The following is a 15659-nucleotide window of genomic DNA, read 5'->3' as shown; positions in this document are numbered from 1 at the left end:
AATTGCTATAGCAAATAAACAACTTCAGTAAAGCTATTTACTGCAAATGAAAAAAGTTAAAAATTAATTGCATAGTAAAAAATAGCCCACTCAAAATCTAATAAAATTCACAATAAATCATAATAATAGCTATATGCAACGTTCTTGATCATTTTGCATTTTCAGAAATTGTAGCCTTGATAATAAAATCAGGATCCATAGCAGGCTCACCACGCTTAATCTTATCAACATTCTCTATACCTTCAATAACCTGTCCCCACACAGAATATTGACGATCAAGCCAAGGAGCATCTACAAAACAAATGAAAAACTGTGAATTACCAGAATTTGGATTCTGGCTGCGTGCCATAGAAACTGTACCACGTTTATGAGCAATATTTGAAAACTCCGCAGTTAAATTAGGCTTATTTGATCCTCCTATACCTGCACGTGATAAATCGAATGTTTCACTATCCTTTTTTCCAAACTGCACATCACCAGTTTGTGCCATAAAACCATCGATAACACGATGGAAAACAACATTATCATAGGCTCCTTCATTCACCAGCTCTTTGATACGTGCAACATGACTAGGTGCTAAATCGATGAATAATTCAATAATAACTTTTCCTTTTGTTGTTTCAAGAATTAAGATATTTTCCGGATCTTTAATATCAACCACGGGATCCCCTTTCACTTATTTACTAGCTTGCAAATGAACAGACTTAATGACATCAGGATCTGCTACAGATCCATTATTGGCTATAGTGCCTTTTTTAATTCTATCGACAACATCCATGCCTTCTATAACTTCTCCAACAATAGTATATTGGCCATTTAAAAAAGCAGCATCAGCAAAACAAATAAAAAATTGAGAATTTGCCGAATTAGGATCTTGTGAACGCGCCATACCAACGGTACCACGCTTAAATGGCTGCTTTGAAAACTCTGCCGGAAGATCAGGATAACTTGAACCACCCATTCCAACGCGTTTAAGATCAAAATCAGCACTACCCTTTTTCCCAAATTTTACATCGCCAGTTTGAGCCATAAAACCAGGAATAACGCGGTGAAACACGACATAATCATATGCCCCTTCTTTTGCTAACTTTTTGATTTGAATAACATGCTTTGGTGCCAGGTCAGAACGAAGGCGTATGATTACATCACCATTTTTCAGAGATAAAACAAGGATATTATGATCATCTGCTGCTACACTAAATGAAAAAAGGCAAAGAATGCACATCAAAATATAAAAAAATCTAGAATACACACTCTTTCTCCTTTTTAAAATTTAAACTTTAAGCGCAAAGCTTGTGCAACATTTTGAGGGACAAAATGTGTAACATCTCCTCCCATAGCAGCAACTTGACGGACCAATGTAGAAGTTATCACACGACCAGAAATACTCGCTGGCAAAAACACAGTCTGCAACTCAGGAGCCATCATCCCATTCATTCCTGCCATTTGCATTTCATAATCAAGATCTGTACCATCACGCAACCCACGAACAAGAAATGACGCACCAATTTCACGTGCTTTATCAATCAAAAGATTATCAAATGAAATAACCTGTAATCGATCAGGACCTATATTCAATAAATCCCTTCCCACTTGCGTGATTAAATCAACACGCTCTTCAAAACTAAAGAGAGACTGTTTTTGAGCCTGCACACCTATAGCTACAACAACTTTATTAGCCAGCAGTAAACTGCCTCGCAAAACATCAAGATGACCGTTTGTAATAGGATCAAAGGAGCCTGCATAAAAAGCAATTGTCATAGCTAATTCTGACATTTTCAGAGTTTTTTTTCTTCACTCATGCTAACTGCGCCAGAATGTTCCTCACTTTCAATATCTAATTGATCAACATCTAACTGATTAGTATCATTTTCAGATTCAGAAATACGCTCAACCGATACAACTTTTTCACCTTTTGCTGTATTAAAGATTGTGACTCCTTTAGTTGAACGACCCGCTATACGAATACAATTGACGGGAACACGAATAAGCTGTCCTCCATCCGAAACTAACATAATTTGATCTCGTTCTTCTACCGGAAAGGCTGCTACTAACTTACCAATTTCAGCCGCCTTTGATGGATCAGTTGCGCGTATTCCTTTTCCACCGCGTCCTGAAATACGGAAATCATAAGAAGAAGAACGTTTTCCATAACCAAATTCACTAACTGTTAAAAGCATTTGCTCATGAGCACTAAGTTCTGCATAACGTTCATCTGTTAATTCAACCTCAATTTCCTCTCCATCTTCATCAACAATTAAAATATCTTCATCATCTGAACCTGCAACACGACGCTCACTGATTGCACGTTTAATATAAGCAGAACGCTCGACTGATGTTGCTTCAACATGCTCTAAAATAGTCATTGAAATGACCTTATCACCCTCAAGCATATTGATACCACGTACCCCCATCGAATTACGACCAGAAAATACACGAATATCAGTAACTGGAAAACGAATACACTGCCCGTTTGCTGTAATAAGAACAACATCATCACGTTCTGTACAGGTCTCTACAGAAAGGATCTCATCTCTCTCTTCATCAAGTTTCATTGCTATTTTACCATTGCGATTAACTTGAATAAAGTCTGATAATTTATTACGGCGTACAGTCCCACGCGTTGTTGCAAACATAATATCTAGTTTACCCCAACTTTCTTCATCCTCTGGCAATGGCATAATTGTTGTAATGCGCTCACCTTGTTGCAAAGGCAACATATTAATTAAAGCTCTGCCACGTGATTGCGGCGTACCAACAGGTAAACGCCAAACCTTCTCTTTATAAACAATCCCACGTGATGAGAAGAAAAGAACCGGTGTATGTGTATTGGCCACGAATAAGCGAGTAACAAAATCCTCATCCTTTGTTGCCATACCAGAACGCCCCTTACCACCACGACGCTGTGCACGGTATGTATTTAGAGGCACACGTTTAATATAGCCACTATGGCTCACTGTCACCACCATATCTTCTGGCACGATTAGATCTTCGCAGTCCATCTCGGCACTACCAAAACCAAATACAGTACGCCGTGGTGTTGCAAATGTCTTATGCAAAGCGCTGAGTTCACTTTTAACAATGTTCATGATCCGTGAGCGTGATGCTAAAATACTAAGATAGTCAGCAATATCTTCTCCAATTGCGTTGAGTTCATCAGCAATTTCATTACGACCAAGTGCTGTTAATCTTTGCAAACGCAATTCTAAAATAGCACGTGCTTGTTCCTCAGACAAATTGTACGTATTATCCTCATGAATAATATGACGAGGATCATCTATAAGCTTAATCAAAGGTGCTACATCAGAAGCCAGCCAACACCGTTCCATTAACTGTGTACGCGCTGTCTGTGGATCATGAGCTTTGCGAATTAATTCTATAATCTCATCAATATTAGCAACAGCGATAGCAAGACCAACTAAAACATGCGCACGCTCACGTGCTTTACGCAAAAGATATTTTGTACGCCGGCTTACCACTTCTTCGCGGAAGGAAACAAATGCACGAAGCATATCAAGCAACGTCATTTGTTCAGGCTTTCCTCCATTCAATGCAACCATATTGCAACCAAAGGAGGCTTGTAACGGTGTATAACGATAAAGTTGATTCAAAACAACATCTGCAACAGCTTCTCTCTTCAATTCAATGACAACCCGATACCCATCACGATCAGATTCATCACGCAAATCAGAGATTCCTTCGATACGTTTATCACGCACCAATTCGGCTATCTTCTCAACCATTGTTGCTTTATTAACTTGATAAGGTATTTCGCTTACGATAATTGCCTGCCGCTGATTGCGAATTTCCTCGATCTCAACCTTAGCACGCATAATAATTGAACCACGCCCTGTTTCATAAGCGGAACGAACACCAAAATGGCCAAGAATAATACCACCTGTAGGAAAATCAGGCCCCGGGATAATTGCCAACATATCATCTATAGTTATGTTAGGATTATCGATCAAAGCGATACATCCATCAATAACCTCACCCAGATTATGTGGAGGAATATTGGTTGCCATACCTACAGCAATACCACCCGATCCATTTACTAACAGGTTAGGAAAACGTGCAGGTAAAACTATAGGTTCACGCTCACGCCCATCATAATTATCTTGAAAATCAACAGTATCTTTATCAATATCAGCTAAAAGTTCTTCTGCAACTTTTTCTAAACGACATTCCGTGTAACGCATCGCTGCAGGTGGATCACCATCAACAGAGCCAAAGTTTCCCTGTCCATCAATCAGAGGATTTCGTAAAGAAAAATCCTGTGCCATACGCACCAAAGCATCATAAATTGAAGCATCACCATGAGGATGAAACTTTCCCATCACTTCACCAACAACACCCGCTGACTTACGATAAGGCTTATTAAACAAAAGTCCCATTTCATTCATCGCATGAAGAATACGCCGATGGACAGGCTTAAGTCCATCACGGACATCAGGCAGTGCACGCGACACAATTACGCTCATCGCATAATCAAGATAAGAGCGCTGCATTTCTTCAATGATACTGACTGGTTCAATACCGGTCGACACATCATGTTCTGGTAGTCGAGTAAGATCGGTCACAGTTCCAATACTTTCAAAAAAGGAATCACCATTGATATTTTATATCGAAAAATACCTTAAAATACTAATTTTCCTCTCGACAATTAAGGAGGAATTTAACAAAAATTTGCAACATTGCATTCCTTTGTATCAAAATTATGTATGAAATAAACAATCGTAAAAGCGCACTAATTATCTTTTGCAGTGCTATTTAAGTAATAATCTGAATGAAAATTCATAAAGACTTTCAGGAAAATAATTTCTCCCTCTTTCTAAATAAGAAAAGTGTATCTCATACACCATACTTTAAGTATACTCGAGTCTTATTAAACCTTTATGTACACTTCACCTTATTGTTTAACTATGCAATTTTAAAATTACCTCTATTACTTTTAGTATCCAAACTAAAAACTCCACTTTTCTTTTCTAAGATGAAAGTAATCATTACAGAATCTGCTATAGATCATCAAAAAGGCACATCATCATCTAATTGGTGTGAAAAACTTTTTCCTAATTGATTATTATTATTTTGGCCAAAAATGCCTTGCTTATTTGAATTACTGTTATCGAAGGAATCGGCATTACTATAACCCTTACCTAACTGACTTGCATCTTGTATTTTCTCTCCACTATCTGCTCCACGACTGTCAAGCATTTGTAATTCACCACGATATTTCTGTAGAACGATCTCTGTTGTAAAACGGTCATTGCCATTTTGATCTTGCCATTTACGTGTTTGTAATTGACCTTCAATATAAATTTTGCTGCCTTTTTTTAAATATTGCTCCGCAACTTTGATAAGATTTTCATTAAAAATAACAACAATGTGCCACTCAGTACGCTCTTTACGCTCATTCGTATTCCGATCACGCCAATTTTCTGAGGTAGCAATACGTAAATTTGCTACTTGATCACCAGAATTCAAACGGCGAATCTCAGGATCTGCACCAAGATTACCAATCAAAATAACTTTATTAAGACTTCCAGCCATTGCATACACTCCGAAATTAAACTATCCCATTATAACAAAAAATAACAACAATTTGTAACTTACTAAGCTATATTAAAGTAAAAAGATTCTCTTTTTCCCCTCTTTTCGTAACACCTATCTCCTCTTTCCATGTTAGAGTGGCTGAATAGATTGTAATTTCAAAAAAATAACTTTATCCACACTTAATAAAAATTTTTGTCACATATGCGAAGGATAAATTCATGCCTCATCAAAAATATATTTCTATTCGCGGTGCATGTGAACACAACCTTAAAAACGTTGATCTTGACCTTCCCCGCGACAAATTGATCGTCATAACAGGACCTTCTGGCTCAGGTAAATCATCCTTAGCTTTTGATACAATTTATGCCGAAGGTCAACGCCGTTATGTCGAAAGCCTCTCTGCTTACGCACGTCAATTCCTGGAAATGATGCAAAAACCAAATGTGGATCGAATAGACGGCCTTTCTCCTGCTATCTCAATTGAGCAAAAAACTACCAGCCGCAATCCCCGTTCAACAGTTGGTACTATAACTGAAATTTATGATTATATGCGCCTCCTTTTTGCTCGTATCGGTATTCCCCACTCACCTGTTACAGGCCTTCCCATTGAAAGCCAGACAGTTAGCCAAATGGTTGATCAAATTATGGCCTTACCAGAAGGGACACGCATTTTTATTATGGCACCTTTAGTGCAAGGGAGAAAAGGTGAATACAAAAAAGAGCTAACAGAACTTCTAAAAAAGGGGTTTCAACGAGCCAAAATTGATGGTCAATTTTATGAAATCCATGATACTCCCCCTCTTAATAAAAAATATAAACATGACATAGATATCGTGGTAGATCGCATTGTTATACACAATGACATTGCCTCTCGCTTAACAGATAGTATAGAAACATGCCTACAGCTGGCCAATGGACTTGCGATTGCTGAAATAGCAGATCAACCTTTGACGACAAAAGAATCTGCCTATAAATCAAAAAATGAAACCCACAAACGACTTATTTTTTCAGAAAAGTTTGCTTGCCCTATATCCGGTTTCTCAATTCCTGAAATTGAACCACGCCTTTTTTCATTTAATAATCCTTTTGGTGCTTGTCCTACTTGCGATGGACTTGGAACTCAAAAAGCAATCGACCCCAAAAGAATTGTTCCCAATGAAAATCTTACTTTAAAAGCTGGAGCCATTGCCCCTTGGTCAAAATCCTCTTCACTTTATTATACCCAAATTTTAGAAGCATTAGGAAATGTCTATGAATTTAAACTCACCAATAAATGGTGCACACTTTCAGATGAAGCACGAGAAGCTATTTTATATGGTACAAAAACAAAAGAAATTTCCTTTACTGATAAGAATGGTGAGCGCTTTTATGACACCACTCAATGCTTTGAAGGTATCATCCCAAATATGGAACGGCAATGGAAACAAGCTGATTCAATTTGGTCACGTGAAGAAATTGAACGTTACATGTCCTCTTCTCTCTGCCCAACATGTCATGGTTATCGTTTAAAATCTGAAGCCCTTGCTGTCAAAATCCATGGAATGCATATTGGACAAATATCAGAATTTTCTATTTTAAAAGCAAATGATTGGTTCTCTAAGATTGACCAATATCTCAACGAAAAACAACGTAATATCGCAGCACGTATTTTAAAAGAAATTCGTAATCGCTTGACATTTTTAAATCACGTAGGACTTGAATATCTCACCTTATCTCGCAATTCAGGAACACTTTCAGGAGGAGAAAGTCAACGCATTCGATTAGCATCACAGATTGGTTCTGGCCTAACAGGAGTTCTTTATGTTTTAGATGAGCCCTCTATCGGCTTACATCAACGTGATAATGAACGCCTTCTAGAAATGTTGCACCATTTACGTGATCTCGGCAATACGGTTATTGTTGTTGAACACGATGAAGATGCTATCCTCACCGCAGATCATGTTGTTGATATTGGTCCTGCCGCAGGTATTCATGGTGGAAAAATCATAGCTCAAGGCACACCACAGGAAATTATGAGTAGCCCCTCTTCACTCACAGGACAGTATCTCTCAGGGACAATGGCAATTACCACTCCTCCCCAGCACCGTAAAATATCACAATCAAATATGCTGAAAGTGATTGGTGCTCAAGGAAATAATCTTAAAAATATTAATGTCGATATTCCTCTTGGAACCTTTGTTTGCATAACAGGTGTTTCAGGTGGAGGAAAATCAACATTCCTTATTGAAACCCTCTTTAAAGCTGCATCACGCCACATCATGAAAAGCCATCACAACCCAGCAAGCTATGATAAAATTGAAGGATTAGAGCTTATTGATAAGGTTATCAATATTAACCAATCACCCATTGGGCGCACTCCACGCTCCAATCCAGCAACCTATACTGGCGCTTTTACACCAATCCGCGATTGGTTTGCTGAACTTCCAGAATCAAAAGTCAGAGGGTACAAAGCAGGACGCTTTTCATTCAATGTGAAAGGAGGGCGTTGTGAAGCATGCCAAGGAGACGGTGTTATCAAAATTGAAATGCACTTTTTACCTGATGTCTATGTTACTTGCGATGTATGTCAAGGAAAGCGCTATAATCGAGAAACACTGGAAATAAAATTTAAAGGAAAATCCATTGCAGATATCCTTGATATGACTGTCGAAAAAGCAGAAGAATTTTTCCAAGCTGTTCCTGCAATCCACCATAAAATGGAAACCCTTGTACGAACAGGCCTTGGCTACATCAAAGTCGGACAGCAAGCCACAACGCTTTCTGGTGGAGAAGCTCAACGCGTAAAACTTGCTAAAGAACTTTCACGCAAAACAACAGGTCGCACGCTTTACATTTTAGATGAGCCAACAACTGGACTACATTTCCACGACATTTCTAAACTTCTTGAAGTTTTGCATGAACTCGTCGATCAAAACAACACAGTTGCGGTTATTGAACACAATCTTGAAGTCATTAAAACAGCCGATTGGATTATTGATTTAGGGCCAGAAGGCGGAGATGGTGGTGGTAAAATTGTTGCAGCTGGCCGCCCTGAAAACATTATTAATGTTCCTGCTTCCTATACTGGAAAATTTCTCAAAGAAATTTTACTGCGCCGTCCTTTGCACAGGAACGACTTTTAAAAAGCGAGAAAATAATTAAATCTACAATAAAAAAAATCGTGAAATCATTCTTATAATTTTTATTCTTATAAAATTTTATTGCCTTGTAACTCTATTAAGTAGCACTTAATTTTGTTTCATTATAGATTTTCTCTAAAAAATATAACATGTGCATTATATTTTGTATTACGCTTTGTGTTTTTCATGAAAAAAGTATTTGTCGACATATTTCATCGTTGTCCATATAATACGTAATAGACTGAAATAATAAAATGATGTTGGAGATGACTTCGATATGAAAACAATTGAAACCATTATAAAATCTTTCAAGCTTAATGAAATGAAAGAAATGCTTCAAAAAATTGTTTTATATAAAATCACTGTAACAAAAGAAAAAAATTTTAGTTGTCAAAAAAAGCATATGGAACTTTACCGCAGTGTCAGATGTATTGTTGATTTTTTGTTAAAAATAAAAATTAACGCTTTGGTTGCCGATAAAAATCTAAAGAAAACTATTGAGGTAATACTTAAAGCAGCTCCAATAAAATATATCCACGATGGAAAAGTATCTGTTTCATCCATTGATGATATTATCTATGTAAGGTACTAATGAATCTAGTATTGATGCTCTATTAACATTCAAAAAATTTCTCATCCTTTTTTCTATTCACCTCAGCCCAATAAGGAAATTGAATATGCCAACAGCATCAGATATTCTTAAACAGATTGCAGATGATAATATACGTTTCGTCGATTTACGCTTTACCGACCTACGAAGTAAATTACACCACGTCACAATGGATATTGCTGAAATCAAAGAAAATACATTCACTGATGGCATTATGTTTGATGGGTCTTCAATTGCCGGATGGAAAGCAATTAATGAATCCGACATGTTATTAATACCAGATCCAGAAACAGCTCATATTGATCCCTTTTTTGCTCAATCTACTTTGGTAATACTTTGTGATGTTCTTGATCCTATTTCTAGAGAAATGTACAATAGAGATCCGCGTTCTATCGCTAAAAAAGCTGAAGCTTATATGCAATCTTTAGGAATTGGCGATATAGTCAATATAGGTCCGGAAGCCGAATTTTTTATTTTTGATGATGTGCGCTATAAAACTGATCCTTACAATACAGGTTTTAAGCTTAATTCAAGTGAATTACCATCAAATGATGACACTGAGTATGAAATGGGTAATCTTGGTCACCGCCCACGTACGAAAGGTGGTTATTTTCCGGTTCCTCCTATAGATTCTTGCCAAGATATGCGCTCTGAGATGCTTGCTGCGTTAACAGATATGGGTGTACGCGTTGAAAAACACCATCATGAAGTTGCAGCAGCTCAGCATGAACTAGGTATTCGATTTGATACATTGGTTCGAGAAGCTGATAAAATGCAGATCTTTAAATATGTTGTGCATCAAACTGCTAACAGTTATGGAAAAACAGCAACTTTCATGCCTAAACCAGTTTTTGGTGATAATGGCTCAGGCATGCATGTTCATATATCAATTTGGAAAGATAACAAACCAATCTTCGCAGGAGATCAATATGCCGGCCTATCGGAAACTTGCTTATTTTTCATTGGTGGTATCATTAAACATGCAAAAGCAATTAATGCCTTCACAAATCCATCTACCAATTCCTATAAACGTTTAGTTCCTGGTTATGAAGCTCCTGTCCTGCTTGCTTATTCTGCACGAAACCGTTCTGCATCTTGTCGTATTCCTTTTGGCTCTTCACCTCATTCAAAACGTGTAGAAGTTCGTTTTCCAGATCTAACAGCAAACCCATACCTAGCATTCTCAGCAATTTTAATGGCAGGTCTTGATGGGATAAAAAACAAAATTCATCCTGGAGAAGCTATGGACAAAGATCTTTATAGCCTGTCTCAAAAAGAACTTAAAAAAATCCCTACAGTTTCAAGAAATTTACGTGAAGCACTTGAATCTCTTGATAAAGATCGTGGCTTCTTGAAAACCGGAGGTGTTTTTGATGATGACCAGATTAATTCTTTTATTGAATTAAAAATGCAAGAAGTTTTGCGCTATGAAATGACTCCACATCCTGTCGAATTTGATATGTATTATTCTGTTTAAGAAATAAATCATTTTATTCAAAATAAAAATGGAGATGAAAATCTCCATTTTTATATTTTATTCTTACATTTAAAAGTACACCTATATTTTTGGGTATGTTTTTCTTTTATAAATATAATTAATCTTGTTCAAATTAATTATTAAGGCTTTTAGTACTAAGAATTTTCTTATTTTTTGTTCTTTATCCTTATTATATCGACAATACCAGGATATACACTAACTAATGAAGCAACGATAAACCTAGCAACAGCTATCTCTCCCTACAGTAAAGCACTTCAAGAATTTGATGCAGATATTATTTAGTGCTATCCCTCCTCAAATTATCGACAGCTTAGCCACTACAAAAAATCTCAATAAACTGCAATTTCAAAGAATTATGAAAAGTCAAATAAAATATTTGGCCAGCAATTATAAAATTGAAAGCATTAATATTAATCAAACCAAGAAAGATGCAGGAAAACTTAACAATAACATTCCTTATTTTATCATCCCCATGAACTAAAACTAGTGAGGAAAAATTCTCTATCCAAACTGAGATTATTGCTCTCTTCGAAAATAATCAGTGGTACTCTATTTGTGGTAATGATAACGCAACCTTTAATATAATCAATAAAGCATTCCTTAGATTTGAAACAATAAAAATCAATCCAACAAAATTACAAAATACCATAGTCAATAGTTGAACACTTATGCATGAATAAATTAGCTATGTGCAGCGGTAATCATTGCGACTGCAGCATCAAATTCAACTTTTCTATAGGCTCGACGCATCATCGCCTCTTCATCAACCTTCCACTGTTCTATCGTCCAGTCTTCATCCAAATGTGCAATAGACCAAGCATGATCCAGATCGATTTTTTTCTCAGCGACAGCAAAAGCAATAAGAGCTGATCCCGTTAGTGTTGTCATTGTATGGAGTGCAGCCAGCACATAAGGGGATTCTATTTTGCGTAAATAATTGCTCACTGCTTGAATAGACACCCACGGTTGTTCAATATGCATCACTCCCTCAGCTATATTAAAACGTGCACCAATCTTCTCTTCTGCCCAATCAAGTAAAAAATCCCAATGCTCACATTGCCGTTTTGCTAACTCTTTCGGCGTTTGTGCACGATAAAAAATCATATCGCATGCAACAAACCGTAATAAATCTTCAAAAATAACCTGCATATCGTCAGCTATACCATCAATAACAGTATTAATAAGACGCATAATTGGCATTTTTGCTGGATCAATAACCTTTTCCTGGATTTTAAATTCTTGAGCCAATAATGCAGCAAGCGCTTCTGTTGGCACGAGGATATGACGTTTGGCAGGTGTTTGAATTGGACATCTATCCAATAATATAGAAACCCCTCCTTCTTCACTCACAATACTCACATCTTTATAAAATCGTTTTTTCAATAACTGATGTGAGGATTCTGAAACCTTAGCAGTAGGGTTATCTACATTTAATGATTGATCAAAATGATCTAAAATTTCACGCATATCATTCTATCTCTTATACTTTCAACAAATCTACCAAATTTTTTATAATAGAATCTACACTCACTTTTTGCATAATAAACATTATGACAGCCTTTAAGAAACTATCAATTGCCATCACATTAACTGATTACTCTGCTTATATATAACATATTAAATATTAATTATTTCAATAAGATAAAATATTCTTTTAAACTTTTATATTAATATTTTCATTATATTTAAACACCATATCAGAAGAAAATTTAGCCCTTGATCAAAGATAACTGAAAATTCTTTTTCTCTAAACAAAATTGATTGTTGAAATGTTTTTTCATGCCATAATGAAAGATTATTATTTTCACCATTAGATAAAATAATTACACAGATCCTATTATTCGGCGTCGCCATCGCTTTCATTAAAAGCTAAAAGATTAAAACTTTGTACCATGTGAGGCGGTAAAGGCGCAGTAATATCCAATATGCCTCCTGAAGGATGAGGAATACGAATACGACGTGCATGAAGATGAAGACGATTTTGAATTCCTCCTGGTAACTCCCAGTTATTATCAGAAAAAAAATATTTTGAATCGCCAATAATCGGATGTCCTATATGAGCAGCATGAACACGTAACTGGTGTGTCCTACCAGTATAGGGCTCCATTTCAAGCCAAGAAAGCGCACGTCCTCGTGTATCTAAAATACGATAATAGGAAACTGCATGATTAGAATCTGGTTCCCCATGTTCACAAATACCCATTTTATCGCCCTGTGCCGTTGTTTCTTTTGCCATCCATGTCGAAATTTTTTCCTGCTTTTTTCTGGGAACCCCTCTTACTAATGCCCAATAAATCTTCTTCATTTTTCGTGTTCTAAAAGCAGCAGTTAAAGCCTGCGCAGCACTTCTTGACCGAGCAACAACAAGTAAACCTGATGTTTCACGATCAAGACGATGAACCAGCCGCGGTTTTTCACCTTTTTTATTGCACCATGCCTCAAGCATACCGTCAACATGGCGCATTAAACCAGAACCACCTTGTACAGCTAAGCCAGCAGGTTTGTTGAAAACAAAAATTTTTGGATCTTCATAGAGAAGCATTTTTTTTAAAAGATCCCCATCATCTTGCTGACTAATAACCTTACTCGTTATAGGAACATTCCTCTTACTCTCAATAAACAAAGATGGTACACGAATAGATTGCCCAGTTACAAGACGCATATTAACTTTAACACGCCCACCATTAACCCGTACCTGACCAGAACGCAGAATCTTTTGTAGATATCCGAACCCAAGGCCTGGATAATGGACCTTAAACCAGCGATCTAAACGCATACCGTTTTCATCTTCTTCAACATTTTTTATTTCTATGTTCACCATAACGGTTATCGTATTACCAAAATCATTTATCTAACAGTTTCGTCTTATCGTCTTTAATAAATACAAACTACATTTCTTTAAATAAACATTATCACGTCACATTACAGTCAGTATTTAAAATTGCATTCCCTTATTGCATAAATTCCATTAGCTCAAATACATAATTCTACCTTTGTGCAATTTGGAGACTATTACCCCGTGTCGTTATTTAGAACTTATGTTCGCGTTCTTTCCTATCTGAATCAAGAAAAAAATGCATTTCTTCTCATTTGCACTGCTAATATTACATTAGCAATTATTACAATTGTAGAACCTATTTTGTTTGGACGCGTTATTGATACCATCGCAGATAAATCAGATATTCTTCTGACTCTCTCAGTCTGGATGTGTTTTGGTATTTTTAACATTATTGCTTACGTCCTTGTAGCTCGCGGTGCTGATCGCTTAGCACACAGATGCCGTTTAACTGTTTTAGAAAAGTCTTTTGCACGCATTATCAGTATGCCCCTTATTTGGCATCAACAACGTGGTACATCTCATGCCCTTCACACACTACTGCGCGCTACAGATTCTATGTCCTCTATATGGCTTGAATTTATGCGTCAACACCTCTCAACTTTCGTCGCACTCTTCGTTCTCGTTCCAGTAACCTTTAAAATGAACTGGCGTCTTTCAATCGTTTTAATGGTTCTTGCCATCCTCTATATCTTAATTGCACGTTTGGTAATGCAAAAAACAAAAAACGGACAAGCCGCTGTCGAACACTATCACCACAGCCTTTTTAAACATATTACTGATTCAATCTCTAACGTTTCCATTGTACAAAGTTATAACCGAATAACCGAAGAAACTTCAGCACTTCATCAGCATACCAACAACCTTCTTAGAGCACAAAACCCTGTCTTAAACTGGTGGGCACTTGCAAGTGGTTTAAACCGAATGGCTTCAACTATTTCAATAGTTTGTGTACTTCTTCTTGGTGCTTTTTTCGTGATAAAAGGCCAATTAAGTGTGGGAGAAGTTGTTACTTTTGTTGGATTTTCTCAATTAATGATTGGTCGTCTTGATCAAATTAGTGGCTTTATCAATTTAGCTGTATCTTCGCAAGCAAAACTACAAGAATTCTTTGATATGGAGGATTCAACTTTTCAAACCAATGAAACTGCAAATCTTGCTTCTCTTCTAAACGTTAAAGGCGCGATCCAATTTCATCATGTTACCTATGAATTTCCAAATTCTTCCCAAGGTGTCTTTGATATTTCATTTGAGGTTAAAGTAGGACAAACTGTTGCTATTGTAGGACCAACAGGTGCTGGAAAAACAACATTAATTAATTTATTACAACGTATATATGACCCGACTGTTGGATATATCAGCATTGATGGAATAAATATAAATTCTATCAATCGGGAATCGTTACGCAAAGCTTTAGCAACAGTATTTCAAGATGCAGGTCTTTTTGACCGTACTATTCGAGATAATATTTCTATAGGAAAAACAGGAGCAACAGATGAAGAACTTTATGAAGCTGCAAAAATGGCTTCTGCCCATGACTTTATTCTAAAAAAAAGCAAGAATTATGATACATTAGTTGGTGAGCGAGGTTCGCAATTATCAGGTGGAGAAAGGCAACGATTAGCAATTGCACGCGCTATTTTGAAAAATGCTCCTATTCTCATCTTGGATGAAGCAACCAGTGCTCTTGATGTCGAAACAGAAATTCGTGTTAAAAATGCGATCGATTGTATAAGTGAGAATCGTACCACATTTATTATAGCTCATCGCCTTTCAACAATCCGTAATGCCGATCTTGTACTTTTTTTAGATCAGGGTTGCTTAATTGAAAAAGGTAGCTTTCAAGAATTAATCAATAAAGATGGCCACTTCTATAAATTGCTGAAAGCTGGCGGTTTAACAATCAATCAACCCGCGACAAAAGAAAAAGATGACAATATAATTCCATTGCGCAAAGCAATAGCACCATAAATCAATTTTGCTTGCATATTGAAATAAAAACTAAAACTGAATTACAGTTTTTTCCTTGATAAACTGAAACGC

General features: G+C 36.6%; 11 protein-coding genes and 1 pseudogene. 5 read left to right on the top strand and 7 right to left on the bottom strand.

Translation table 11 applies throughout. The features are described 5' to 3' along the window. Positions 1–148 precede the first annotated feature (148 nt). The 5 genes from H710_RS04015 to ssb all read right to left on the bottom strand — a co-directional run bounded on the left by H710_RS04015 (position 149) and on the right by ssb (position 5550). Positions 149–661 carry a peptidylprolyl isomerase gene (locus H710_RS04015; protein WP_041849555.1) on the bottom strand — a complete coding sequence of 171 codons (513 nt, stop codon included), beginning with the start codon at positions 659–661 and terminating at the stop codon, positions 149–151. 15 nt (positions 662–676) lie between these two features. Further along, on the bottom strand, positions 677–1252 hold the full coding sequence (locus tag H710_RS04010; RefSeq protein ID WP_041849554.1) for a peptidylprolyl isomerase: 576 nt from the start codon (positions 1250–1252) through the stop codon (positions 677–679). Between the two features lie 14 nt (positions 1253–1266). Then, positions 1267–1761, bottom strand: coding sequence for a pantetheine-phosphate adenylyltransferase (coaD, locus tag H710_RS04005; RefSeq protein ID WP_041849679.1), 495 nt, complete (start codon positions 1759–1761; stop codon positions 1267–1269). 17 nt (positions 1762–1778) lie between these two features. Beyond that, positions 1779–4580: a DNA gyrase subunit A gene (gyrA, locus tag H710_RS04000; protein WP_041849553.1), complete on the bottom strand. Its 2802-nt coding sequence runs from the start codon at positions 4578–4580 to the stop codon at positions 1779–1781. A gap of 445 nt (positions 4581–5025) precedes the next feature. Then, entirely contained in the window at positions 5026–5550 is a 525-nt protein-coding gene (gene ssb, locus H710_RS03995; RefSeq protein ID WP_041849552.1) for a single-stranded DNA-binding protein, read from the bottom strand. Positions 5551–5771: 221 nt separating this feature from the next. Between ssb and uvrA the strand changes: the two genes are divergently transcribed. The 4 genes and pseudogenes from uvrA to H710_RS06365 all read left to right on the top strand — a co-directional run bounded on the left by uvrA (position 5772) and on the right by H710_RS06365 (position 11442). Then, complete coding sequence (uvrA, locus tag H710_RS03990; protein ID WP_041849551.1) at positions 5772–8675, top strand: excinuclease ABC subunit UvrA; 2904 nt, start codon at positions 5772–5774, stop codon at positions 8673–8675. A 274-nt stretch (positions 8676–8949) separates the two neighbouring features. Further along, complete coding sequence (locus H710_RS03985) at positions 8950–9264, top strand: P-II family nitrogen regulator (RefSeq protein ID WP_414946252.1); 315 nt, start codon at positions 8950–8952, stop codon at positions 9262–9264. Between the two features lie 85 nt (positions 9265–9349). After that, a complete protein-coding gene (gene glnA / locus H710_RS03980) occupies positions 9350–10759 on the top strand; it encodes a type I glutamate--ammonia ligase (protein WP_041849678.1) in 1410 nt (469 codons plus the stop codon). Positions 10760–10933: 174 nt separating this feature from the next. Continuing rightward, a pseudogene (locus H710_RS06365) lies at positions 10934–11442 on the top strand (hypothetical protein). 19 nt (positions 11443–11461) lie between these two features. Here the strand turns inward: H710_RS06365 and H710_RS03970 are convergent. Both H710_RS03970 and H710_RS03965 read right to left on the bottom strand, forming a co-directional pair. Continuing rightward, positions 11462–12247 carry an ATP12 family chaperone protein gene (locus H710_RS03970; RefSeq protein ID WP_041849550.1) on the bottom strand — a complete coding sequence of 262 codons (786 nt, stop codon included), beginning with the start codon at positions 12245–12247 and terminating at the stop codon, positions 11462–11464. A gap of 370 nt (positions 12248–12617) precedes the next feature. Continuing rightward, on the bottom strand, positions 12618–13601 hold the full coding sequence (locus tag H710_RS03965; RefSeq protein WP_041849549.1) for an RluA family pseudouridine synthase: 984 nt from the start codon (positions 13599–13601) through the stop codon (positions 12618–12620). A 198-nt stretch (positions 13602–13799) separates the two neighbouring features. On the opposite strand from H710_RS03965, the gene H710_RS03960 reads away from it, so the two are divergent. Beyond that, on the top strand, positions 13800–15587 hold the full coding sequence (locus H710_RS03960) for a glucan ABC transporter ATP-binding protein/ permease (RefSeq protein WP_041849548.1): 1788 nt from the start codon (positions 13800–13802) through the stop codon (positions 15585–15587). Positions 15588–15659: the final 72 nt, after the last annotated feature.

Source organism: Bartonella bacilliformis Ver097 (assembly GCF_000709795.1).
Classification (GTDB): Bacteria; Pseudomonadota; Alphaproteobacteria; order Rhizobiales; family Rhizobiaceae; genus Bartonella; species Bartonella bacilliformis_A.
The sequence above is the reverse complement of the archived record's forward strand: the minus strand, read 5'-3'. Positions and strand labels throughout refer to the sequence as shown.